At 71.2% G+C, this 24317-nt stretch carries 19 protein-coding genes; 8 read left to right on the top strand and 11 right to left on the bottom strand.

Annotation, left to right across the window (positions count from 1 at the left end):
* Positions 1-42 precede the first annotated feature (42 nt).
* The gene (locus ACIBL4_RS22875) at positions 43-1008 is read right to left on the bottom strand and encodes an expansin EXLX1 family cellulose-binding protein (protein ID WP_399412876.1); all 966 of its coding nucleotides are present in this window, start codon (positions 1006-1008) and stop codon (positions 43-45) included.
* Between the two features lie 271 nt (positions 1009-1279).
* Here ACIBL4_RS22875 and ACIBL4_RS22870 point away from each other — a divergent pair, with 271 nt between their 5' ends.
* Positions 1280-2377 carry a family 43 glycosylhydrolase gene (locus ACIBL4_RS22870; protein WP_399412874.1) on the top strand — a complete coding sequence of 366 codons (1098 nt, stop codon included), beginning with the start codon at positions 1280-1282 and terminating at the stop codon, positions 2375-2377.
* A 1-nt stretch (position 2378) separates the two neighbouring features.
* Positions 2379-3788 carry a family 43 glycosylhydrolase gene (locus ACIBL4_RS22865; protein WP_399413489.1) on the top strand — a complete coding sequence of 470 codons (1410 nt, stop codon included), beginning with the start codon at positions 2379-2381 and terminating at the stop codon, positions 3786-3788.
* Between the two features lie 6 nt (positions 3789-3794).
* Here ACIBL4_RS22865 and ACIBL4_RS22860 read toward each other — a convergent pair whose 3' ends face one another.
* Positions 3795-5456: a rhamnogalacturonan lyase B N-terminal domain-containing protein gene (locus tag ACIBL4_RS22860; RefSeq protein WP_399412871.1), complete on the bottom strand. Its 1662-nt coding sequence runs from the start codon at positions 5454-5456 to the stop codon at positions 3795-3797.
* 191 nt (positions 5457-5647) lie between these two features.
* Between ACIBL4_RS22860 and ACIBL4_RS22855 the strand changes: the two genes are divergently transcribed.
* From ACIBL4_RS22855 to ACIBL4_RS22840, 4 genes are all read left to right on the top strand, one after another.
* Positions 5648-6691, top strand: coding sequence for a rhamnogalacturonan acetylesterase (locus ACIBL4_RS22855; protein ID WP_399412868.1), 1044 nt, complete (start codon positions 5648-5650; stop codon positions 6689-6691).
* A gap of 87 nt (positions 6692-6778) precedes the next feature.
* Entirely contained in the window at positions 6779-8470 is a 1692-nt protein-coding gene (locus ACIBL4_RS22850; RefSeq protein ID WP_399412866.1) for a DUF2264 domain-containing protein, read from the top strand.
* Between the two features lie 164 nt (positions 8471-8634).
* Positions 8635-11235: a rifamycin-inactivating phosphotransferase gene (gene rph / locus ACIBL4_RS22845; protein WP_399412864.1), complete on the top strand. Its 2601-nt coding sequence runs from the start codon at positions 8635-8637 to the stop codon at positions 11233-11235.
* Between the two features lie 22 nt (positions 11236-11257).
* On the top strand, positions 11258-12055 hold the full coding sequence (locus ACIBL4_RS22840) for an isocitrate lyase/phosphoenolpyruvate mutase family protein (protein WP_399412862.1): 798 nt from the start codon (positions 11258-11260) through the stop codon (positions 12053-12055).
* A gap of 9 nt (positions 12056-12064) precedes the next feature.
* On the opposite strand, the gene ACIBL4_RS22835 is transcribed toward ACIBL4_RS22840, so the two are convergent.
* The 4 genes from ACIBL4_RS22835 to sigJ all read right to left on the bottom strand — a co-directional run bounded on the left by ACIBL4_RS22835 (position 12065) and on the right by sigJ (position 16017).
* Positions 12065-13033 (bottom strand): phosphotransferase enzyme family protein, encoded by a 969-nt coding sequence (locus ACIBL4_RS22835; protein ID WP_399412860.1) that lies wholly within the window; start codon positions 13031-13033, stop codon positions 12065-12067.
* Positions 13026-13616 (bottom strand): TetR/AcrR family transcriptional regulator, encoded by a 591-nt coding sequence (locus tag ACIBL4_RS22830; RefSeq protein ID WP_399412858.1) that lies wholly within the window; start codon positions 13614-13616, stop codon positions 13026-13028. The genes ACIBL4_RS22835 and ACIBL4_RS22830 overlap by 8 nt, the downstream gene beginning before the upstream one ends.
* A 22-nt stretch (positions 13617-13638) precedes the next feature.
* Positions 13639-14958 carry a jacalin-like lectin gene (locus ACIBL4_RS22825; RefSeq protein WP_399412856.1) on the bottom strand — a complete coding sequence of 440 codons (1320 nt, stop codon included), beginning with the start codon at positions 14956-14958 and terminating at the stop codon, positions 13639-13641.
* A gap of 144 nt (positions 14959-15102) precedes the next feature.
* Positions 15103-16017 (bottom strand): RNA polymerase sigma factor SigJ, encoded by a 915-nt coding sequence (sigJ, locus tag ACIBL4_RS22820; RefSeq protein WP_399412854.1) that lies wholly within the window; start codon positions 16015-16017, stop codon positions 15103-15105.
* Between the two features lie 102 nt (positions 16018-16119).
* On the opposite strand from sigJ, the gene ACIBL4_RS22815 reads away from it, so the two are divergent.
* Positions 16120-16506, top strand: coding sequence for a hypothetical protein (locus ACIBL4_RS22815; protein ID WP_399412852.1), 387 nt, complete (start codon positions 16120-16122; stop codon positions 16504-16506).
* Between the two features lie 12 nt (positions 16507-16518).
* On the opposite strand, the gene ACIBL4_RS22810 is transcribed toward ACIBL4_RS22815, so the two are convergent.
* Positions 16519-17286 carry a hypothetical protein gene (locus tag ACIBL4_RS22810; RefSeq protein WP_399412850.1) on the bottom strand — a complete coding sequence of 256 codons (768 nt, stop codon included), beginning with the start codon at positions 17284-17286 and terminating at the stop codon, positions 16519-16521.
* 141 nt (positions 17287-17427) lie between these two features.
* Between ACIBL4_RS22810 and ACIBL4_RS22805 the strand changes: the two genes are divergently transcribed.
* On the top strand, positions 17428-18780 hold the full coding sequence (locus ACIBL4_RS22805) for an MFS transporter (RefSeq protein WP_399412848.1): 1353 nt from the start codon (positions 17428-17430) through the stop codon (positions 18778-18780).
* Here ACIBL4_RS22805 and ACIBL4_RS22800 read toward each other — a convergent pair.
* The 4 genes from ACIBL4_RS22800 to ACIBL4_RS22785 all read right to left on the bottom strand — a co-directional run bounded on the left by ACIBL4_RS22800 (position 18694) and on the right by ACIBL4_RS22785 (position 24306).
* Positions 18694-19500 carry an ABC transporter permease gene (locus ACIBL4_RS22800; RefSeq protein ID WP_399412846.1) on the bottom strand — a complete coding sequence of 269 codons (807 nt, stop codon included), beginning with the start codon at positions 19498-19500 and terminating at the stop codon, positions 18694-18696. The two genes, ACIBL4_RS22805 and ACIBL4_RS22800, sit on opposite strands and share 87 nt — an antisense overlap.
* Before the next feature lies 1 nt (position 19501).
* Complete coding sequence (locus tag ACIBL4_RS22795; RefSeq protein WP_399412844.1) at positions 19502-20305, bottom strand: ABC-2 family transporter protein; 804 nt, start codon at positions 20303-20305, stop codon at positions 19502-19504.
* A 1-nt stretch (position 20306) separates the two neighbouring features.
* Positions 20307-21302, bottom strand: a complete 996-nt coding sequence (locus ACIBL4_RS22790; RefSeq protein ID WP_399413487.1) for an ATP-binding cassette domain-containing protein — start codon at positions 21300-21302, stop codon at positions 20307-20309.
* 139 nt (positions 21303-21441) lie between these two features.
* Complete coding sequence (locus ACIBL4_RS22785; RefSeq protein WP_399412842.1) at positions 21442-24306, bottom strand: glycoside hydrolase family 2 TIM barrel-domain containing protein; 2865 nt, start codon at positions 24304-24306, stop codon at positions 21442-21444.
* Positions 24307-24317: the final 11 nt, after the last annotated feature.

The raw sequence follows: 24317 nt of genomic DNA, 5'->3' as shown, positions 1-24317 counted from the left end.
CGGGCGCCGATAACAGAAAATCGGCGGTTGCCGTTCCACCGCTCAGTGCCGGGCGAACTGCACACGCGTCGGCTGTACGGCGTCCGGACGAACCGCGATGCCGTCGACGGTGAGCTGTTCGCCGTAGATGTCGGTGAGCCTCAGGGGGCCGCCGCAGCCCGTGCCGGAGGGGGAGAGGAAGTAGTTGTACTCGGTCCGGGTCAGCCGGCTCCAGCCGCTGCCGGTCTTCACCTCCAGGCGGGCCAGCGGGTTGCGGTGACCGAGTGCCTGGATGCCGCACCAGTGGCTGCTGGAGCCGGTCTTGTAGCGGATCGAGACGGTGTCGGACGTGCTGGGGCTCAGCAGGCTCCAGGTGACCGGGATCCGGCCGGCGGAGAGACCGGCGAGCTTGGCGAAGGCCTCTTTGCTGAGGTCGAGCTGCCCGGGGGCGCAGGGCAGCGGGCATTCGTTGGTGATCCGGACCGTGACGGAGGCGCCGTTCGCCGCACGGACAAGGATGTACGCCCCGCACGCCTTGGACGTCTCGTAGTCGGTGTGGTTCATGGCCGCGACCATGAGGTCGGGACTCGGGCCGTACAGACAGGCGCCGTTGCCGTCGGCGGCGTCGTAGTGGGTGGCGACCCCCTTGTAGGTGACCTGGGGCTGGATACGCCCCGCCAGCGGTGCCGTGCCGGACGCGGGCCGCGGTGAGGACCGCGGGGCGCTGGTGGGCGAGGGGCGCTTCGACGGGGTGGTCGCGGTCGGCGTCGGGGACGCCTTGGACGGCTTCGGCTTGGGCTTCGGCTTCTGTTTCGGGCTCGGTCCGGCCTTCTGTTCCGGTGTCGCCGCCGGGGCACTCGACCGGTTGCCGACGGCGGGCTCGGCAGCGGCTCGCACGGCGTTCGACTCGCTGTCGGGGCGGAGTGCCATCACCAGGGACAGCAGAACTCCCACCGCTGCCACGGCGACGGCGAGGACGAGGGCCGTGCGCCGCTCGCGGAGGGGACGGCGGCGGGAATGGGATGCCACGGGTGCGTCCTTACGTGGTTCAGGGGAATCGCGCTTTCGACCCACCAGTCGTCACCGGGGCCGGAAAGGTTGCCCCCTTTCTCGCAGCTGTCTCTCTTCGTCCCGTCAGACCCGTTGACCTCCTGGTGGCACACCCTTACCTTTTCGGCGTTCGTAATGACAGATGGTGTTCGAAATACCAGACGACGCATCAGACGACGCATCAGGTGATGTATCAGGCGACGCATCGGACAACGCCGTGTGTCCCCCAGTGAGAGGCAGGCCCCACCGCATGAGCCGCGACCGCGACCACGCTCTGCCCGAACCCCCCAGCCGCAGGCTGCTGCTGAAGGGCGCCGCAGCCGCCGGCGCCCTGGCCGCCGTCCCCGCCGTCCCGGGTGTGGCCCAGGCCGCCACCCAGGCCCGGCCCCCGCAGCCGGCTCCCTTCGTGAACCCGCTGGTCCGCAACCGGGCCGACCCGCACATCAACCGGCACAAGGACGGCTTCTACTACTTCACCGCCACCGCCCCCGAGTACGACCGCATCATCCTGCGCCGCTCCCGCACCCTGAACGGCCTGGGCACGGCCGACGAGTCCGTCATCTGGCGGGCCCACGCCACCGGCCCCATGGGCGCCCACATCTGGGCGCCCGAACTGCACCGCATCGGCGGCAAGTGGTACATCTACTTCGCCTCGGCGCCCGCCGAGGACGTCTGGGCGATCCGCATATGGGTGCTGGAGAACGCCCACCCCAACCCCTTCAAGGGCACCTGGGTGGAGAGGGGCCAGGTGAAGACGGCCTGGGAGACGTTTTCCCTGGACGCCACCACCTTCACCCACCGGGGCAAGCGCTACCTCGCCTGGGCGCAGCACGAGCCCGGACTGGACAACAACACCGGCATCTTCCTGTCCGAGATGGCGAACCCCTGGACCCTGAAGGGCCCTCAGGTGCGGCTCTCCACCCCCGAGTACGACTGGGAGTGCATCGGCTTCAAGGTCAACGAGGGCCCGTACGTCATCAAGCGCAACGGCCGCCTCTTCATGACGTACTCGGCCAGCGCCACCGACTTCAACTACTGCATGGGTCTGCTGACCGCCGACGCCGACAGCCACCTCCTGGACCCGATGAGCTGGTCCAAGTCGCCGACGCCGGTCTTCACCAGCAACGACACCACCAAGCAGTACGGCCCCGGCCACAACTGCTTCACCGTCGCCGAGGACGGCCGCACCGATGTCCTCGTCTACCACGCCCGCCAGTACAAGGAGATCAACGGCGACCCGCTGAACGACCCCAACCGCCACACCCGCGTCCAGAAGCTCGGCTGGAAGCCGGACGGCACCCCGGACTTCGGCATCCCGGTCGCCGACACCGTGAAGGCGGGTGACTGAGATGAGACGCGCGTACGCGCTCCTCCTCGCCCTGTGCCTGGGCCTCTTCGGCGCCCTCGTCACCGCCGGCCCCGCCCAGGCCGCACCCCAGACCGTCACCAACGGCACCCAGTTCAAGGACACCTCCGGCAACCCGGTCCACGCGCACGGCGGCGGGGTCCTCAAGGTCGGTTCGTACTACTACTGGTTCGGCGAGCACCGCAACGCCGACAACACCTTCCGGTACGTCGACGCCTACCGCTCGACCGACCTGAAGAACTGGGAGTTCCGCAACCATGTGCTGACCGAGGCCAGTGACCCGGAGCTGGCGGCCGCCAACATCGAGCGGCCGAAGGTCATGTACAACGCGTCCACCGGCAAGTTCGTGATGTGGATGCACAAGGAGAACGGCACCGACTACAGCGAGGCCCGCGCGGCCGTCGCCGTCTCCGACACCGTCGACGGAAACTACACCTGGAAGGGCAGTTTCCGTCCGCTCGGCCAGCACATGTCCCGTGACATCACGGTCTTCGTCGACACCGACGGCGCCGGGTACATGGTCTCCGCCGCCCGCGAGAACTACGACCTCCAGATCTACCGCCTCACCGCCGACTACACCGGTATCGCGAGCCTGGTCGCCAACCCCTGGCCGGGCGGCCACCGCGAGGCCCCGGCCCTGTTCAAGCGGAACGGCGTGTACTTCATGCTGACCTCGGGCGCCACGGGCTGGAACCCCAACCAGCAGCAGTACGCCACGGCCACCAGCATCTCCGGCCCCTGGTCGGCCATGAAGAACATCGGCGACTCGACGGCGTACGGCTCGCAGACGGCCTACGTCCTTCCGGTACAGGGCAGTTCGGGCACCTCGTACCTCTACCTGGGCGACCGCTGGGGCAACTCCTTCGGCGGGACCGTCAACGACTCGCGGTACGTCTGGCTGCCGCTGACCTTCTCCGACTCGACCACGATGTCCATGTCCTGGTCACCGGAGGTCACCGTCGACACGGCCGCCGGAACCGTCTCCGGCACCAGCGCCACGTACAACACCCTCATCGCCCGCCACTCCTCCAAGTGCGCGGACGTGACCAGCCAGTCGCTCTGGGCGGGCGCCCAACTGAAGCAGTACGACTGCAACGGCGGCACCAACCAGAAGTACTGGTTCAAGTCCGTCGGAAGCGGTTACTACCAGCTGATGGTCAGGAACAGCTCGCTGTGCGTGCAGGAGAACGCGAGCACGGTCACGCAGGAGAACTGCTCGTCCGCGACGAGCCAGCAGTGGTCTGTGACCACCACCGGCTCGTACGTGAACGTCAAGTCCCGTGCGACCGGCGAGTGCCTGGACGTGAACGGCGCGTCCACCGCCAACGGCGCCGCGCTCATCACGTACACGTGCAACGCAGGCACCAACCAGCAGTGGACGCGCGGGACCTGACCCGGCTCAGGCCAGCAGGTCGAGCGCGTCGATCGCCGTGCCCGCGCTGAGGAAGCCGGTCGCCCCCGACCCGCTCACCACGTCGATCCTGAGCACGTTGTACTGGCTCGGGTCCGTCTTCCAGGCGGACGCCGGAACGCTGTACGTGAACGTGTGGTTGTTGCCGCGGTACGAACCGTTGGTCAGCGACCGGGTGTTCGGCTGGGTGGGCGGGGAGGGGACGGCGGACGTCCAGGCGTCGTTCACGGTCACCTGCGGGCGGCCGTTGGCGTACGCCGTCGTCACCCCGATCCGCAGGGTGTGCGCGGCCGCCGTCTGGGCCGCCGTCAGCCGGAAGTAGACCAGGATCCCGCTGTTGACGTCCTTCCAGAGGTAGCAGGGGAAGGCCGCGGTCTCGCCGTCGCCGACGACGACGTTCCCCGTCCAGGACGCGGCCCGTACGTCGGACGGATGCGCGTACGTCATCAGGTCCGCGTTCTTGAACCCGCCCGGCGTGCCGTTCCAGTCGCCGATCCGCCAGATCGCGCTCGCGTTCGACGGGTCGTTGGAGGACGGGATCGCGATCGTGTTCAGTGTGGTCGTGCCGCCCGCCGCGACGCTCACCGACGTGGTGTACACCGCCAGTTCGCCCTTGAAGACGGTCAGCGTGTACGTGCCCGGCAGCACACCCGGGATGGAGAAGAAGCCGTCCGAGGAACGCGCCGAACCCCAGTACTGCGCCGCCGCGTTGGCCAGCCCCACCGTGTACGGGTACGCCGTGTTCCGTCCGGATATCCCGACGCCCGCCACCTTGCCCCGGCCGCTCGCCGGCACGTACCCGGCGATACCGAGCGAGTCGGCCCACGGCGTGGTCAGCGTGCCCGGGAACAGCGCCGAGGAGGGCGCCCCGCCGTCCGTGAAGGCGATGACGTACGGGCCCTGGAGGCCGAACCGCTGGTCCTCGGTCTGGTTCTGGCCGTAGTAGAGGATCTCGTACAGGCCGCCGCCGTCCGCGCTCTGGTGGCGCAGCAGCGAGCGGTAGAAGGGGCCGCCGGAGGCCTTCTCGTGGTTGCTGCGCACCATCCACAGACCGACGCCGCCGGAAGACCAGCCGATGTGGTCGTAGTCCATGACGCGCCGCTTGGAGTAGTGCTTGGAGCGGGTCTGCCCGTCGGACTTGCGGAACACGTCCGAGGCCTCGATGGCGGTGGGCGCGTACGTGTACGAGTCCGGCTCGTCGTTGAGGAACGCGCCCTTCTTCACACGCACGATGTACCGGGTCGCGGAGACGGACGTGTCGGCCTTGTTCGTCCACAGGTAGACGTTGTTCTCGCCGCTGCGGGCCGCGTAGTAGTGCCGGAGCGTGCCGTGCGTGACCGAGACCAGGATCGTCGAGCCGGACTGCCTGATGCTCACGGTGGAGGCGCCGAGGCCGGACTCGATGTGCGAGTTCATGCCGCCGTAGCCCTGGTACTCCGTACCCCGGTAGGCCAGGGAGGTCAGGTCGCCGGTGGACTTGCTCACCTTGAGGACCAGTTGGGCGCCGGTGTCGACGACGTAGTTCGAGCCGTCGTCGCTCCAACCGAAGCCGGCCGCGTGGGCCGTGCCGGTGAGGGCCGTGCCGGCGGCGGCGCCGGCGCCGAGGACGAAGGCGCGGCGGCGGAGCGGTCTGTTCACGGATCCGGGCATGGGGGGTGCCTCCTTCGGGAGGTGGGGGGTTGCGGGCGAGAGCGAGAGTGACAGTTGAATCGATTTCGCGAAAGGGCTTTCACGCGCCTGGAGGCAGGATCCTCGTGAAATCACGCCGAGGTCTAGAAAGCGCTTGCCAGAGGCGATACGTTCAGCCGCCAAGCCTTGTCACCGTGACGGAGGAGTTGCGAGTGAGACGTTTCACCATCGCCGCGCTGGCGGCCGTGACGCTGAGCACCGCCCTGTCCGCCGTACCCGCCCACGCGGACGAGGCCGGCGGAGGGCCGGGCCTCGCGCACTGCGCCGACGGCGCCTGCCACTTCGACGTCCCGCCCGGCACGTACGACGTGCGGGTCGTGCTCGGCGGGAAGACCGAGTCCGCCACCAGCGTCAGCGGCGAGACCCGCCGGTCCCTGCTGCCGGAGACGGCCGCACCGGCGGGCGAGCGCGTCACCCGCAGCTTCACCGTGAACGTCCGCACCCCCGAGGGTGAGCCCACCGGCCCCGACGGAACCCCCGGCCTCGACCTGCGCATCGGCGGTTCCGCCCCCGCCCTGGCCGGCATCCAGGTCACCCCCGCACGGCACACCCGCCAGATCTTCCTGGTCGGCGACTCCACCGTCTGCGACCAGCCCGGCGACCCGTACTCCGGCTGGGGCCAGCAACTGCCCCAGTACCTCAAGAAGGGCGTGTCCGTCGCCAACTACGCCGATTCCGGGGAGAGTACGGTCACATATCTGGGGAACCCGCGACTGTGGGCCACCGTACGGCCCCTGATCCGCCCCGGCGACCTGGTCCTCGTCCAGCTCGCCCACAACGACAAGACCACGGACGAGGCCACCTACCGGGCCAACCTGGAGACCCTGGTGGCGGGAGTCCGGGAGCGGGGCGGACAGCCGGTCCTTGTCACTCCCATCGTGCGGCGCTGGTTCAACACCGACGGCACGCTGAACAACGGAACCGCGCTCCTGGTCAACGGCCTGGGCGTCGACCACCCGGCGGTCACCCGCTCCGTCGCCGCCGAGCGGGACGTCCCGCTGATCGACCTCACGGCCAGGACGAAGGCACTCGTGGAGTCCCTGGGCGTGGAGGGTTCCAAGGCCCTCTACCTCTACAACGAGAAGCGGGACAACACGCACACCTCCGTGCGCGGTGCCACGGCCTACGCGGGCCTGGTCCGCGACGAACTCGTCACCCGGCATCTGGTGCCGAAGGGCCTGGTACGGGTGGGATGAACCCCTGGGGCGCCCCGACCGGAACCGGGGCGCTCCAGGTCCCGCCCGTTCACCTGTTCCGACCTGCCCCAGCACGAAAGAGACGCGATGCAGCTGCCTCCCGCCGACCGCACGGCCTCCTCGATCACCGGCTACACCCGCGCCCACTGGGAGGCGGCGGCCGATGCCCTGCTCACCGCCGTCGAGCCGTACGCGACCGAGGACCGCGCGCTCTACCACCTGCCCGGCGACCGCACCAGCTGGTCCGGCCGCCTCTCCGACGGCCTGGAGGGCTACGCCCGCACGCTGCTGCTGGCCGCCTTCCGCCGCGACGAGAAGGCCCTGGAGCGCTACGCCGACGGGCTGGCCGCCGGAGTCTCGGGCGTCTGGCCCCGCATCGAGGACCGCAGCCAGCCCCTGGTGGAGGCGGCGTCCATCGCGCTCGCCCTGCGGCTGACCCGGGAGCAGCTGTGGGACCGCCTGGACGACGGCGTACGCCAGCGGGCGGCGGCCTGGCTCGGCGACGCGCTCACCGCCGAGGCCTGGCCCTGCAACTGGGAGCTGTTCCCGGTCACGGTGGGCGGCTTCCTCGCCGAGATCGGCCACGCGCCGGACGCGTCCCGCGCGGCGATCGACCGCGGCCTGGAGCGCATCGAGCAGTGGTACCTGGGCGACGGCTGGTACACCGACGGCGACGGCCGCAAGTTCGACTACTACAACGGCTGGGCCATGCACCTCTACCCGGTGCTGCACGCCTGGCTGGAGCGGGACGAGCGCCTGCTGGACCTGTACGGCGCGCGTCTCGAACGCCATCTCTCCGACTACGCCCGCCTGTTCGGCGGCGACGGCGCGCCCCTGCACCAGGGCCGCTCCCTCACCTACCGCTTCGCGACGACGGCACCGCTGTGGCTGGGCGCCCTGACCGGCCGTACGCCGCTCTCCCCGGGCGAGACCCGGCGCCTGGCCTCGGGAGCACTGCGCTACTTCCTCGACCGGGGCGCGGTCGACGACCGGGGCCTGCTCTCCCTGGGCTGGCACGGCCCCGACGCGTCCGTCCTCCAGGGCTACTCGGGCCCGGCCTCCCCGTACTGGGCGAGCAAGGGCTTCCTCGGCCTGCTCCTGCCGCCCGACCACGAGGTGTGGACGGCGGCTGAGGAACCCGGCCCGGCCGAACGCGCGGACGCCGTCACCCCCGTCGGCCCGCCCAACTGGCTGCTTCAGTCCACCCGTTCCGACGGCGTGGTCCGCCTGCACAACCACGGCAGCGAGGACGTCCGCTACGACCCGTACTACACGCGCCTTGCCTACTCGACCGTGACGGCCCCCTCCCCCTCCTACGACAACAGCGTGCTCGTCGGCGACGATCCGAGCCGCACCGGCATCGAACCGCTGGGCGTCGGCGAGGGCTGGGCGGCCTCGCGCCACACGGCGGGCGGGGGAGCCCGGGTGACGAGCGTGGTGCTCGCGCACGGGGCGGCGGAGGTGCGGGCGCACCTGGTGACGGGCGCGGAGCCCGGGACGCCCGTACGGGTCACCGGCTGGCCGGAGGGAGAGGGCCTGCGGGCCGAACTCCTGCCCGCGGCGGGCCTCGACGACACCCTCACCGGCGTCACCGGCGAGGGCGCGACGCTCTTCGTCGCCCTGGCCCGGCTGACGGGCGAGCCGGCCCCCCTCCCGCTGCTGGAGCTGGTCTCCGTGCGGGTGGACGAGACAGGGGTGGTCGAGGTCCGCTGGAGCGGCGGGGACGGGGCGCGGGTCCGGCTGGACGATTCGGGAGCGGAGGTAGCGCCGCTCACGTGACGCGCTGACCCGTTCGAAACCGCCGGCGACATGGCAAAGGCAAGGAGAGAACTCTCCTTGCCTCTCTCAACGTATAGCGCACCGGGGGGCTTGCCGCAAGGCCCGGGTCAGGGCGCAGAATCGTCGGCCGGTGCCACACACTGCGGAAATGGGGAACGCGTCGGATGGCTGAGCACTACGTGCGGGATCTTCAAGAGACCGACGAGACACAGGTCGCGGTCGTCGGCGGCAAGGGCGCGCACCTGGGCAGGCTCTCGCGGATCGAGGGCGTCCGCGTGCCGGCGGGTTTCTGCGTGACGACGGAGGCGTTCCGGCGGATCATGGCGGAAGCGCCGTCGGTCGACGATCTGCTCGACCGGTTGTCGCGCGTGAACCCGGACGACCGGGAGGCGGTCCGCACCCTTAGCGCGCAGATCCGCCGGGCCATCGAAGACATCGCCATCCCGGACGAGCTCGCGGCGGCGATCACCGGCGCGCTCGCCCGCCACGGTGAACAGGCCGCCTACGCCGTCCGGTCCAGCGCGACGGCCGAGGACCTGCCGACGGCCTCCTTCGCCGGCCAGCAGGACACGTACCTGAACGTCGTGGGGCAGGAGGCGGTCCTCCGCCACGTCAGCCGGTGCTGGGCCTCGCTGTTCACGGAGCGGGCCGTGACCTACCGCCGGCGCGGCGGCATCGACCACCGTACGGTCCGCATGGCCGTGGTCGTGCAGCGGATGGTCTTCCCGCAGGCGGCCGGCATCCTGTTCACGGCCGACCCCGTCACCGGCAACCGGAAGGTCGCCACCGTGGACGCCGGCTTCGGCCTCGGCGAGGCCCTGGTCTCCGGCCTGGTGAACCCGGACGTCTTCAAGGTGCGCGACGGCGAAGTCGTCGCCAGGACGATCGCCGCCAAACAGCGTGCCGTGCACGCCCTGCCGGCCGGCGGCACGCACGAGGTCGCGATCGACGAGCAGCGGCGGGAGCAGCCGGCACTGACGGATGAGCAGGTCGTGCGACTGGTGCGGCTCGGGCGGCGGATCGAAGCGCACTTCGGCCGCCCGCAGGACATCGAATGGTGCCTGGACGGCGACGACTTCCACATCGTCCAGAGCCGGCCGGTCACGACGCTGTTCCCCGTCCCCGAGACCGGCGACCAGGACAACCACGTCTACGTCTCCGTCGGACATCAGCAGATGATGACCGATGCCATGAAGCCCCTCGGGCTCTCCATGTGGCAGCTGACGGCCATGGTGCCGATGCACGAGGCCGGCGGGAGGCTGTTCGTCGACGTCACCCGGCGCCTGGCCTCGCCCGCGAGCCGCGCCGGCCTCCTCGACATGGTGGGGAGAGGCGATCCGCTGGTCAGGGACGCGCTGGAGACCGTCCTCGACCGCGACGACTTCGTCCCGCCGCTCCCGGACGCGAGCCCCGGCGGGCCGCCTTCGGGCGGTCGCACGTCCGCTTCGATCGAGACCGATCCGGCCATCGTCACCGAGCTGATCGAGCGCAGCCAGGCGTCCGTCGCCGCCCTGGAGCGCGACATCCGGACGAAGACCGGACCGGCGCTGTTCGACTTCCTGCTGGAGGCCTTCGAGGAGCACAAGCGCGTCCTCGGTGATCCGCTGAGCATGCAGGTGATCATGGCGGGGATGGAGGCCACGTGGTGGCTCAACGACAAGCTGCAGGAGTGGCTGGGCGAGAAGAACGCGGCTGACACGCTCACCCTGTCCGCCCCCGACAACATCACCTCGGAGATGGGACTGGCGCTGCTCGACGTCGCGGACGTGATCCGCCCCCATCCGGAGGTCGTGGCGTTCCTGGAGGGCGTCGAGGACGACGGCTTCCTGGACGAGCTGGTGAAGCTCCCGGGCGGGACCGAGGCGCGCGACGCCATCGAGACGTACCTCGACCGGTACGGCATGCGCTGCGTCGGCGAGATCGACATCACGAGGCCGCGCTGGCGCGAGCGCCCCAGCACGCTCGTGCCCGTGATCCTCGACAACGTCAGGCACTTCGAGCCGGGCGCCGCCCAGCGCCGCTTCGAGGAAGGCCGGCAGAAGGCGCTGCGGCGGGAACAGGACGTGCTGGCACGCCTGCGGGTTCTGCCGGACGGGAAGCGAAAAGCCGACGAGACCAAGCGGATGATCGACCGGGTCCGCACCTTCATCGGGTACCGGGAGTATCCGAAGTACGGCATCGTCAGCCGCTACTTCGTCTACAAGCAGGCCCTGATGGAGGAGGCCGAGCGCCTCGTGCGGGCGGGCGTGCTCGCCGAGCGGGAAGACGTCTTCTACCTCACGTTCCGGGAACTCCACGACGTCGTGCGCTCGAACCAGGTGGACGACCGGCTCATCCAGCAGCGCAAGGAGGCGTTCCGGTCGTACCAGTCGCTCACACCGCCCCGGGTGCTCACCTCGGACGGCGAGGCCGTCACCGGGGCGTACCGGCGCGACGACGTGCCGGCCGGCGCCCTGGTCGGCTTGCCCGTGTCCGCCGGGACCGTGGAGGGCAGGGCCCGGGTCATCCTCGACATGGCGGAGGCCGATCTCGAGGCGGGCGACATCCTGGTCACGACCTACACGGACCCCAGCTGGTCGCCGCTGTTCGTCTCCGTCGCGGGCCTGGTGACGGAGGTGGGCGGCCTGATGACGCACGGCGCGGTGATCGCCCGGGAGTACGGCTTGCCGGCCGTGGTGGGCGTGGAGCGGGCCACCCGGCTGATCCGGGACGGGCAGCGGATCCGTGTGCACGGGGCCGACGGGTACGTCGAGATCCTGTCTTGACCCACCTGGCTAGCGTGGCCCCATGACCGCTGATCCGAAGCAGACACCGGACGCGGGGGCCGCCTCCGCCTTCGCCGCCCTTCACCACGCCGAGGAGCCCCTCCTGCTGCCCAACGCCTGGGACTGCGCGTCCGCGCGGGCCCTAGCCGGGCAGGGGTTCCTGGCGATCGGGACGACGAGCCTGGGCGTCGCCGCGGCCGCCGGACTTCCCGACGGCGCGGCGGCGACCCGCGCGGAGACGCTCCGGCTGGCCCGTGCTCTCGGCCCGGAGCCGTGGCTGTTGTCCGTCGACGCCGAGGGCGGCTTCAGCGACGACCCGGACGAGGTGGCGCGGTTCGCGCGCGAGCTGCACGCCGTGGGCGTCGTCGGCATCAACCTGGAGGACGGACTCGGGCCGGCCGACCGGCACGCGGCGAAGATCGCCGCGGTCAAGGAGGCCGTCCCCGGCCTCTTCGTCAACGCCCGCACCGACACCCACTGGCTCGGCGACGGCGACGCCACGGACACGCTCGCCCGGCTCGACGCCTACCAACAGGCGGGCGCGGACGGCGTGTTCGTTCCCGGCCTCACCGACCTGCGGCAGATCACCGCCCTGGTGCGTCACGTGCGCGCACCCCTCAACATCCTCTACTCACCGGACGGCCCCGCCGTCTCCCACCTCGCCGACGCCGGCGTACGCCGGATCAGCCTCGGCTCGCTGCTGTACCGGCGGGCGCTGGGCGCGGCCCTGGAGGCGGTGGCGGAGATCCGGGCCGGCCGGACGCCGGCGGGGCGGACACCGTCGTACGGGGAAGTGGCCGGTCAGGTCCCACCGCGGTAGGCCGCCGCGTCAGGTCTCGAGCGCGGCGACCAGCAGCGACACGGCAGAGAGGTCCGGCAGGCTCCGCAGACAGGTGAGGACCTGCCGGCCCGCGAACTCGCGCTGCGCCGCGGTCACCGCCGGATCGACGGCGCACTCGGCCTGCACACGGATGTAGTTCAGGTCCGTGGCGAAGAGCATCGAGAAGGACTCCGGGCCGGTGACCTCGCCCCGGCCCCCGGCCTCGCGGTAGGCCCGCGCCAGACGACGGGCGGCCGCGATGTCCACCTCGCCCCGGCCCGACCACACGTACACGGCACGCGCGAACTCCCGGTCCGCCGAGACCGGCCCGGCGTTGTCCCAGTCGAGGAGGACCGGACCGGCCCGGCCGACCAGGACGTTCTGGGGCTGGAGGTCGAGGTGCGAGGTCACGAGGCCGACGGGTTCCGACGGCGTCACCCAGTGCGCCAGCCGGGGCGCGGACGTGGCGATGAACCGGTCCAGTTCGTCCGCCCACGGCAGGCCGGCGTCCCGCACCTTCTTGAGGACGTCCTCCCAGTCGGCGTCACCGGGACACCGCTCGTACCAGTCGTCCGGCGTCCCGGTGGCGCCCTCACCGGCCCGGTGCAGCAGCGCCATGGTCCGGCCGAACCAGTCCAGGACCTCAGGGTCGGACGCGTCCGCCCGGGTGCCGTCGACCCAGTCGTACAGCTTCACGTACGACCCGCCCGAGCCGAGCCGGGAGACGTGCGCGCCCTCCCGGTTGGGGTGGAGGCGGGGCGAGGCGATGCCCAGGTCGGCCGCGGAGTCCCGCAGCGCGGCCTCGCGGCGGACCTGCTCCTCGTCGCAGCCGAAGAGCAGCTCCTTCACGGCCCACGAGGACCCGTTCCCGGTGAGCTTCCAGATCTGGCCCAGGGCGCCCCGCGTGACGGGCGTCATCGTCCAGGGCCCGGTGCCCAGCGTGTAGATCTCCGCTATGGAGCCGGCGGTGTCAGGCATCGGTCGTCCTCGTCTCGCGGGGCCAGTTCTGCAGCAGTACGTGCAGGGCGTCGATCGCCCGGTCCCAGGACGCCTGGACGTCACGGGGCGCGCCGAAGGCACCGGTGGACTCCAGGGCGCAGTAGCCGTGGAAGGTGCTGCGCAGCAGGCGCGCGGCGTCGGTGAGGTCGGGTTCCTCCAGGCCGTAGGCGCGGAGCATGCCGTAGGTGACGTCGGCCGTGCGGCGCATCGCGGGGGAGTCCGTGAGGAGGTCCTGGTCGATCGGGAGCTGGGTCGCCGCGTACCGGCCGGGGTGTTCCAGGGCGTAGGCCCGGTAGGCGCCGGCGAAGGCGCCGAGCGTGTCCCGGCCGGCCCCCCGCCCCTCGACCGCCGCCGCGATCCGGTCGATCATCTCGCCGCCCGCGCGGAGGGCCAGGCGGGTGCGCAGGTCCTTCAGGTTCCGGACGTGGGTGTAGAGACTCGCGTCCTTCACGCCGAAGCGGCGGGCCAGGGCGGAGAGGGTCACGTGGTCCAGGCCGGCCTCGTCGGCGAGGTCGGCCGCGGCGGCGACGAGGCGGTCGGGCGTGAGGCCGGCTCTGGGCATGAGGGAAGAGCGTAGTACGAGCTCAGCGGATCGGCGCGTAGATCACCCCCAGCTTGTCGATCTCCGCGCCCGCGCGGCCTGTGAAGCCCACGATCTGCCATCCGGAGGGGGCCGTGAAGGTCTTCGCGTCGGACGTGGCGGTGCCGGCGGACAGGGTGCGGTTCCGGTCCGTCGTGAAGGACGCCGAGAAGACCCGGGTTCGGCCGTCCTTCTGGCCCTGGGTCAGCTTCACCGAGGTCAGGTGCTCGCCTTGGGCCAGCGTCAGGGAGGCCGGCGTGCCGCCCGTGCCGCCGTGGGTGAGGGCCGTACCGCCGTCGTGGGTCAGGGACACCGCGTCCAGGCGGGTGGCGCCGCGCAGGGTGAGGGTGCGGGGAGCGGGGTGCGCCGGCAGGTCGTCCGCGTCGTTGAAGGCCGTGCCGTGCGGGCCGCCGATGAAGTCGCTCGCACGCAGGGAGGAGTTGAGCGTGTAGGAGAAGTCGACCGCGTGCGGGAAGTGGTCGGAGAGGTGCTTGCCGTCGGAGCGGAGGAAGGCTTTCCAGTCGTTGGCGTAGCGGGTCGCGGTGAGCGTCAGCAGCTCGCTGCCCCGGTACAGGACCTTGTCCACGACCTCGCAGTCGTTCGCCGGCGCCGCTTGGTCACACACCAGCGCGTCACCACCCTGGGCCGGGGGCGTACCGCCCTTCACCAGCTTCACCCACGCGTCCGTCAGGCCGTTCTCGGACAGCAGGGTGCGGATGTTGTCGCCGGTGCGGGTGTAGCGCGTGTTCGTGTCGCCCATGACGATCACCGCGTTGCCCGCCGAGTTCGCCTGGATGAAGTCCGAGAGCTGCTCGACGTTGGCGCGGCGCGCGGCGAGCGCGTCGTCGGTCGAGTCGGCGTTGGTGTGGACGTTGTACAGGTCGACGAAGACGCCCTCCGCGAGCCTGACACGCGCCAGCGAAAAGCCCTTGGGCGTCAGGCAGTTGGTGCCCGTGCAGTTCTTCCACTTCACCCGCTGGAAGTCCTCGAAGGGGTGGTCCGAGAGGGTGTTGAGCCCGTCACCGAAGGTCGCGCCACCGCTGGTCGCCGTGCGGTACGGGTGCTTGTCGTTGGCGTACAGCGAGGCGTGGTAGTTGAAGTCCTCCTGCACGTTCACGATGTCGTACGGCCCGAGCCGCTGCCCGATCAGCGGGGTGTTGGTCTCGGGGTCGCTGTCGCCGAGCCCCAGGGGCAGGCCGGCGATGTTGTACGTCAGCACGTTGAACGAACCGGAGTCCGCCGCGACGGCGGGCGTCGCCGAGGTCGCGGTCAGTCCGGTCAGTGTCAGAGCGGCGGCGGCGAGAGTGCCGAGGAGTCGTCTCATGGTGGGGGGTCTCCGGTTGGGGAGGCGCAGCGGGACATGAACGATGCTCAGGTTCGACGCCACCTCGGGTGGTGCGCAAGGGACACGGGGGAAACAGTTGAAGATGAAACGGCGGACCGGCGCCAGGACCACGCCACAGCTTGGCTAGGACCAGGCCCAAGGCCGCAGCTTCTCCGGATTGCGGACCGCCCAGATCCGGGTGACGCGCCCGTCGGACACGCCGAACGCGGCCACGGTCATGACGACGCCGGCCCGCTGGGCCACCAGGCCCGGCACACCGTTGACCATCCGCTCCAGGAGTTCGAGCCCCGGAGCCTTGTCGGCGATGGCGACCATGTACTGGGCGATGCGTGTGCCGCCCTCGACCGGGCGCAGGACGGCGCCGGCCATGCCGCCGCCGTCGGCGGTCATCACGGCGGCCGGGTCGAGGACGCCGACAAGAGCCGCGATGTCCTTGCTCTCCCAGGCCTCTTTGACGTGCCGCACCACGTCGGCCCGGCCGGGCGCCGGCACGGGAGTACGCGCGGCGCCCACCCGCCGCCGGGCGGAGGCCGCCAGTTGCTTGCAGGCCGCGGGAGACCGGCGGAGGACGTCGGCGATCTCGGCGAACGGATAGCGGAAGACGTCATGCAGGACGAACGCCACCCGCTCGGCGGGCGTCATCGACTCCAGCACGACGAGGAAGGCCATGGACACCGACTCGTCCAGGACGATCTGGTCGGCGGGGTCCGCTGGGCCGGTGGGGCCGGCGCCGCCCGCCTGGTCCCACTCGGTCCGGTCGGGCAGCGGCTCGGGCAGCCACGCGCCGACATAGCGTTCCCGGCGGGCCCGCGCCGAGCCCAGCAGGTCCAGGCAGATGCGGCCGGTCACCGTCGTCAGCCATGCGCCCGGGGACCGGATCTCCTCCTGCCGGCTGCGGGGCAGCCCGTACCAGCGGGCGTAGGCATCCTGCACCGCGTCCTCGGCCTCGGTCACCGAACCCAGCAACCGGTACGCGACATTGATCAGTTGGCGTCGCTCACCGGCTACCCCGTCCGTGCCGCCCCCGGCAGTCCCCATGCTTCCGGTCGCCCCCTCGCCTTACCTTTCGCAGGCCCGCGTCGTCGAGCTGGTGAGACCTTATCGATCCACTGCCCGAGGGCGGACAAGGGGAAATGTGACATGGCTACTCAGGTGACGGCGACGACGACGGCTACCGCGGACGCGCAGCCCGGCTCCTCCTTCCTGCGGGTCGCGATCGCCCTGCAGACCCTGACCATCTTCTTCCAGGCGGTCTCCGCGGGACTGCTGCTGACCTCGTCCTATGGAGAGACGCTGCACAGTGCCGGAGCCCGCGTGATGTACGGGGCATCCATGCTGTACCTGCTCGCGGCGGTGCTGGCGTGGAAGCCGGGCGGCGGCTCCGCCCGGCCCGTCTGGCACGCGTCGGGTTTCCTCGTCCTCGCCTCGGTCCAGGTCGTGCTCGGCATCGCGCACGTCTCGTCGGTCCATCTCCCGCTGGGTGTCCTGATGTTCGGTCTGAGTGTGCTGGCGCTGGCCCGGCGCTGAGGTCCCGGTGCGTCAGGGGTGACGCAGCAGCTCCAGATCCGCGCCCCAGGAGTCGAGCACCCCGTCGTGGCCGGCCCGCCGTGCCGCCTCCTCGATGCTGGTGAAGAGGGCCCGCTGGGCGGTCGGGTCGCCGTCGGCCAGGATGCGGCGGAGGAGTGGCAGGAGCCGGCTCGCGTCCCACCGGGGCTCGCCCAGCGGCTGCCGCTCCAGCTCCCATTGGAGGTACTTGTTGTAGGGCCGGACGCGGCGGTGCAGGGCGAAGAGCACCTCCAGGGCGTAGGGGACGGACTCGGCGGCGTCCAGGTGACCCATGGCGGAGCGGCCGTCGCGGTAGCTCTTCAGGGAGCGGTAGGTCTGGTTGACGTACGCGTCCAGCCAGCCGTCGACCGCGGCCCGGGCCTCCGTTGCGCCCAGCGTCCGCTTCTCGTCGAGGATCCGGGCGATGGTCCCGTCGAGACGGTCGAGCAGCACCTGGGCGTGGACGTAGGAGTAGCGCGCGAAGTGGTCCGGCCGGCCGGGCATGCCGCGGGTGCGGAACTCCGCCAGCTCAATGACCACGAGATCCAGGTGGGCGGAACGGAACCAGTCCAACTCGGCGATCGGCGAGGCGTGTCGGTCCTGCAGGATCACGTGCAGGTCGTAGTCGGAGTGGTCCGTCGGCATGCCCTCGTGGACCCGGGAGCCACTGAGGACCAGCCCGGCCACGCCGGGATCGGCGGCCGCCCGTGCGGTGAACGCGGCCAGGGTGTCGTCGGGAGTGTCGCCCAGGACGATGTTCATGCTGATCTCTCCGGCCTCACGGTGCGGACGCTACTCCCTCCACACCGCCCACCGGTATCGCTTTTCTGAGGCCTGCGGGTCGAGGGCGAGCCGTAAGGTTGCCGGGGAGCCAGGCGGCGGGGACACGGGGAAGGCGGCGGCATGACCCACGGGGCGGGGCGGCGCGAGGACGTCGTCGACGAGGGCTTACCCGGAACCCGCCCCCTGTGGCGGCAGCGCGATTTCGGCATCTTCTGGGCCGCGCAGACCCTCTCCGTGCTCGGCGACTCCTTCGCGCTGATCGCCCTGCCGCTGCTGGTGCTGGAGGCCACGGGTTCGGTGGCGCGGATGGGGCTGCTGACGGCGGTGGGCGGGGCGGCGGCGGTTGTCGCGGCGGTGTTCGCCGGGGCCGTGGTGGACCGGGTGGACCGGCGACGGCTGCTCATCACCTGCGACCTGGTGCGCATGGGGCTGTACGGGGTGGTCCCGCTGGTGTGGCTGTTCGGCCCGCAGATCTGGCTGCTGTACGTGGTGCTGCCGCTGTGCGAGGCCGTCGGCATGCTGTTCGCGGTCGGCTACGTCACGGTCGTGCGGGGCCTGGTCGGCACCGCGCAACTCACGGAGGCCAACGGCCGGTTGAACGCGACCGCCGCCGCCGCTGGCGTCCTCGGACCGCTGTGCGCGGGAGTGGTCGCCGCCTGGTCCGGCCCGGCCACGGCGGTCGGCGTGGACGCGGCCAGCTTCGGTGTGTCGGCCGCGTGCCTGTTCTTCGTACGGCTGCGCAAACGCGCACCGGACGAGCGGCCGGGGCGGCACAAGAGCGAGCGCACCGGCCTGTGGCAGGACCTGCGCACCGGCGTCGCCTTCCTCTACGGCCACCTCGTGCTGCGCTCGCTCACCGCCCTGCTGTTCGTCTTCAGCTTCCTTACGCTCGGCCTGAACGACCTGGTCATCTACCACCTCAAGCATGACCTCGGCCATGACGACGGCACGGTCGGCACCGTCATGGCGGTCGGCGCGCTCGGCACCATCACCGGTGCTCTGCTCGTGGCCCGGCTGCGTCGCCGCCTCGGCTTCGGCCCGACGTGGACCGGCGCGGTCGCGGTGTGCGGGCTGGCCTTCGCCGGTCTCGGCTGGGCCCGGGACGTGCCGGTCGTGGCGGCCCTGAGCGCCGCGTTCCTCGCCTGCGTCGGCATGGCGGGCACCTGCTCGATGTCGCTGCGCCAGGAGGTCACGCCCGAGCACCTCCTGGGCCGCGTCACCTCCGCCTTCTGGACCCTTCAGTACGCGGCGGCACCGATCGGCGCGGCCTTGCTGACCTGGGCCGCCGAGGAACAGGGCACGACCCCCGTCGCCCTGGCCGCCGGAGCCACCTGCGTCCTGCTCGCCGGGACCGCCCTGTTCACCCCGATCCGCGGGTCCGGCCGGTCACCCGTTGACCCCGCTGTAGTGCCGCAGACTCCACCGCCACAGCAGCCGGGATCCCAGGTACGCCAGCAGCCCGAGCAGCGGTGACGCCGCCGCCAGCCAGAACGGCACGCCCGTCGTGTGGCCGTGGCCGGTCAGGACCGCCGCCGGGAAGTAGGCGACGAACGCGAGCGGAAGACCGTACGTCAGGAAGCCGCCCACGGCCTTGGGCAGGACGTTCAGCGGGTAGCTGCCGAACGTGCCGAGGAGTTCCTCCAGCCAGCGGCCCCAGTGGTCGGCGGCCGGGAAACGCAGGGACGCGCTGGCCACGACCGTGAACAGGGCCGCCTCCAGCAGCATGCCGCCGAGCACGGCCGCGACCAGGTACGTGATCCGGCCGGCCGTCCAGTCCAGGTGGCTGCGGGACAGCGCCCCCACCATCAGACCCGCCGCCACCGTCAGGTCCCCGATGGCGTTGGTGGGGAAGAACGCCAGCTGGATCTGCCGGTGGACGGGCATCGGGCGCGTCAGGTAGATGTCGACCCGGCCTTCCTGGATCTGCCGGCCGGCCCAGTGCATCCGTCCCAGGAACAGCACGAACAGACCGTGCGCCAGCATGCGCGTCGCCGGGATCAGCAGCACGTCGGAGCTGTCCCAGCCGCCCATCCCGGCGAACCGGGACAGCAGCACCGTGGCGAACACGATCACCGACACCTGCCAGACCGCCCCGATCGCGATCATCAGCAGGAACTCGGTGCGGTACTCCATCTGCGCGCGGAAGTTGAGCGCCGTCACGCGCCACACGATCCGCAGAGCCTTCACCGACATCTCAGCCTCCCTGCGAGATCACGCGCCGGGCGGCCCGCCGCCACAGCAACCGGGTGAACAACGCCAGCATCACGACCCACGCGGCCTGCACGGACAGCTGGAAGGCCGCTTCGGACAGCGGGATCCGCCCCACGTACAGCGACAGCGGCACGCTCAGCGTGGCCTGGAAGGGCAGGAAGGCGCTCATCGTCACGAACCAGTCCGGGAAGAACCACAGCGGCGCGTACACCCCCGACAGCAGGTTCTGCGCGAACAGCAGGATGAGCATCGCGGCGGTGTTGCGGACCGTCCAGAAGCACAACTGGTCCAGCACGAGCATGACGTAGTACAGGACCCACTGGCCCAGCAGCATGCTGAGCGCGAACACCCCGGCCACCGCGGCCGAACCGGGCGGCTCGACGACCCCCGCCGCCAGGCAGACCACGTATCCCGTCAGCGCCCACGCGAGCCCGTAGAGCTGCTCGCCGGCGGCCCGCAGGGCGTAGTAGCGCTGCGGCGGCAGCGGACGCAGGTACCAGTAGACGATGGTGCCGAAGTGCATGTGCTGGAGGACCGTGTCCCGGCCCGCGTACTGGTCCAGCTCCCGCAGCCGGGACGCCAGGACGGCCAGCACGGCGTAGGTCACCGCCTGGTCGCGGCTCAGCCCGGCGGTCGTGCCGGTCTGCGCGTACAGGCCGCGCCACAGCGACCAGACCAGCACCACCTGAACGGCCAGCCGGAGCGCGACGGCGGTCATCCGGGGCGGGGCGTTCAGCTCGCCGAGCGGGGTGACACGGGCGGCGCGCCAGGCGTGCAGCGCGGCCATGTCAGACCTCCCCGACGTGCACGTACGCGGCCCGCATCACGTCCTCGAGGTCCGCCTCGTCCAGGGCGATGTCCGTCACCTCGAACCGCTCGATCACGGCCTTCAACGCCTGCTGGACGGTGGGCGCGTCCGCCCCGTCGGGGCCGAAGACGACCTGCGCGCCGCCCCGCCGCAGCACCGTGATGCCGGGCGGCGGTACGACCTCGGCCTGCGCGTCGGCGAGCGTGGCCCGCACCTGCCAGGTCGAGCCGAACTTCCGGCGGATCTCGTCGAGGGTGCCGTCCAGGACCAGCCGGCCGTGGTTGACCAGCACCACCCGCTCGGCGAGGCGCTCGACCTCCGTCATGTCGTGCGTGGTCAGCAGCACCGTACGGCCGCGCTGCTCCACCTGGTGGCGCAGGAACTCCCGCACCTGCTCCTTGACCACCACGTCCATGCCGATCGTCGGCTCGTCGAGGAAGACCACCGGCGGGTCGTGCAGCAGGGCGGCGGCCAGATCGCTGCGCACCCGCTGGCCGAGGGAGAGATGGCGGACCCGGGTGTCCCAGAAGGACGACAGGTCCAGGATCTCGTCGAACTCCTTCAGCCGGGCGGCGTGTTCGGCCTTCGGCACCTCGTAGATGTCCCGCAGGATCGCGAACGACTCGCGCACCGGCAGGTCCCACCACAGCTGGGTGCGCTGCCCGAACACCGCGCCGATGTTACGGGCGTTGCGCTCCCGCTCCTGGTAGGGCACCACGCCCGCGACCCGGGCCTCGCCGGACGTCGGCGTGAGAATGCCGGTCAGGATCTTGATGGTGGTGGACTTGCCGGCGCCGTTCGGGCCGAGCAGGGCGAGGAGTTCGCCGGGGGCCACGTCGAAGGTGATGTCGGAGACGGCGTGCTTGGCCACCCGCTCGGGGTTGACCAGGGATCTGACGGCGCCCAGGAAACCGGGGCGGCGGACGGTGGTGTGGAACGTGCGGGTCAGCCCGCGGACCTCGATGGCGACATTCAACCGGCCCACCCACTTCCTCGTGGCGAAAACAGTCGCGGCCGGTCGGCTTCTAGGGCCGACCGGCCGCGGATGATGTTCCGACACTGTCGGAATGTCGATCAATTGGTCAATCGATTAATCGAGTTCTTACCTCGATTTCCTACGAGGTGGTCGAGAACACGAACGCGAACCGAGCCGGCTCGGCCTTCAGGAAGTACTGCGGCAGCGGACCCGGGCCGCAGGACTGCGAGCCGATGCCGTGCTGCCCGTGGTCGAGGTTGACCCACACCGTGTCGCCGGGCGTGAGGTCGGTGCGGTGCCGGGCCGCGTCCAGCTGCTCGGTGGTCCAGCGCCGCGCGGTGAACCAGAACTCCGGGTCGCCCTCGATCCTGAGGCCGCCGAGCTCCACCCACCGGACGTCGGCGCGGGCGCCGTTCTCCTGCGGGCGGACGTACGGCGTCTGGAGCCCGTCCACCGTCGACTGCCAGCGGCCCACCATGGACGCCGCCCGGGTGTCCGGGTACGCCTCGCCCGGGCCGCCGCCGAACCACTCCACGGCATCGGCCTCCGACAGACCGAACCGGACGCCGAGCCGGGGCAGCGGCACCGTCCAGTCGCCCTCCGGCGTCACGGACACGTCCAGCCGCAGCCGCTCGCCGTCGGACGTCCAGCGGTACACCGTGTCCAGGCCCACCTCGCGGGCCGCCGGCGCCACCCGGGTGCGGACCGTCAGCGCGTCGTCGCCCGCCTCGACCGAGACCAGGCGGTGCCGCATGCGGTGCAGGCCGAGCGTGCGCCACAGCGTCCCGTAGCGGGTGTCGCTCTGCCACTCCGCGCCGTCGTCGTTGTCGGTCGTTGCCCGCCACACGTCCAGCCGCGGGGCGCTCACCGCGACCCCGCCGATCGACAGCAGCGCACCGGTGCGGGCGTCGAACGCGGCCGGGCCGAGCGTGAACCGGTCCCCGTCGCGCACGGGCCGGTCGTTCGCCGGGAAGGTCGGCAGCGGCCGTGCCCCCGCGGCGAACTGCCCCCAGGCCACGACATGACCCTTCGCGGCCCACAGCGTGTCGTCCGCGAGCAGCGCCCGCACGGTCCACTGGCGTTCACCGCCCCGGCCGTCCACGGGCGGCTCCGGCAGCTTCACCTCGGCACTCTCGCCCGGCGCGAGCGCCGGCACCGACAGCGAACCCGACTCGACCGTCTCGCCGTCCACCTGGCACGACCACTCGAAGGCCAGCGCGGACAGGTCGGCGAAGTCCTGCTTGTTGGTGACCCGCACGATGCCGTTCGCGCCGTCGCCCTCGATGTGGACCGGCTCGATCACCTTCTTGTACTCGATCAGGCCCGGCGACGGCGTCCGGTCCGGGAAGACCAGCCCGTCGCAGACGAAGTTGCCGTCGTGCAGCTCCTCGCCGAAGTCACCGCCGTAGGCGTAGCCCAGCTCGGGGTGCTTCACGCCGTGGTCGATCCACTCCCAGATGAACCCGCCCTGGAGCCGCTCGTACTTCTCGAACAGCTCCTGGTAGTCGGCGAGCCCGCCCGGGCCGTTGCCCATGGCGTGCCCGTACTCGCACTGGATGAACGGCAGTTCGCGGCGCTTGTGCGTCCCGCCGTCGAGCCGCTGCCCGATCTTGTCGACCTCGTCGTGGAAGGCGTACATCCGCGAGTACACGTCCGTGTCGCGGCAGTTCCAGTCGCCCTCGTAGTGCACGAGCCGGTCGGGGTCGCGGTCGTGGATCCACTCGGCCATGGCGGTGAGGCCGCGGCCGGTGCCGGCCTCGTTGCCCAGCGACCAGAACACGATCGACGGGTGGTTCTTGTCCCGCTCGACCATGCGCGCGGCGCGGTCCAGCAGGGCCGGCGTCCAGCGGTCGTCGTCGACCGGGTTGTCCCGCCAGTCCTGCTCGGTGAAGCCGTGGGTCTCCAGGTCGCACTCGTCGATGACCCACAGCCCGTACTCGTCGCACAGGTCGAGGAAGGCCGGGTGCGGCGGGTAGTGCGAGGTGCGCACGGCGTTGAGGTTGTGCCGCTTCATCAGCAGCACGTCCTCGCGCATGGTCTCCAGGTCGAGCGCGCGGCCCTGCTCGGGGTGCCACTCGTGCCGGTTGACGCCCTTGAAGAGGACGGCCTTGCCGTTGACCTTGACGAGCCCGTCCTCCAGGACGACCGTACGGAAACCGATCCGCAGCGGCACCCGCTCGCCGTCGGTGGCCAGCACACCGTCGTAGAGCTTCGGCGTCTCGGCGGTCCACGGCTCGACGGCCACCGTCACCGGCTCGCCGGTCGCGACGTCGATGCCCAGGGCCGGGACGGTCACCCGCCCGTCGACGTCGGAGTCGACGCGCAGGGTGCCCTCGCCGGTGGTGTGGTCGTAGGAGGCGTGCACGAAGAAGTCGCCGACACTGCCCGCCGGGCGGTGCAGCAACGTCACGTCACGGAAGATGCCCGGCAGCCACCACTGGTCCTGGTCTTCCAGATACGACCCGGCCGACCACTGGTGGACCCGCACGGCCAGCACGTTGCCGCCCGGCTTCAGCAGATGCCCGACCGCGAACTCGTGCGGCAGCCGGGAGCCCTTGAACTCGCCGAGCTCCGTGCCGTTCAGCCAGAGGCGGGCACAGGACTCGACGCCGTCGAACCGCAGCACCGCCCCGCCGTCCGACGGCCAGTCGGAGGGCAGGTCGAAGACGCGCAGGTGGTCACCGGTCGGGTTCTCCGTCGGGACGTGCGGCGGGTCCACCGGGAAGGGGTACAGGTGGTTGGTGTAGATCGGGGACCCGAACGCCCCGTCACCCTGCAGGACCCAGTGCCCGGGGACCGTGACCTCGGCCCAGTCCCCGGCCTCGAAGCCCTCCTCGGCGAACGAGTCGTCCTCGGCGTCGATCGTCGCCGACAGCCGGAAACGCCAGCTGCCGTTCAGGGACAGGGACCGCGCGTCCGAGGACGCGTACCAGGCGCGGGGCGGCAGGGCCCCGCTGCCGGGCGAGACGTCCTCGACGTAGTCGGCGGTGGTGCGGAAAGACATCGGTCTCCTTG

Origin of the sequence: Streptomyces sp. NPDC050416 (assembly GCF_044458845.1) — a bacterium.
GTDB lineage: Bacteria > Actinomycetota > Actinomycetes > Streptomycetales > Streptomycetaceae > Streptomyces.
This window is presented reverse-complemented; position numbering and strand designations above follow the sequence as displayed.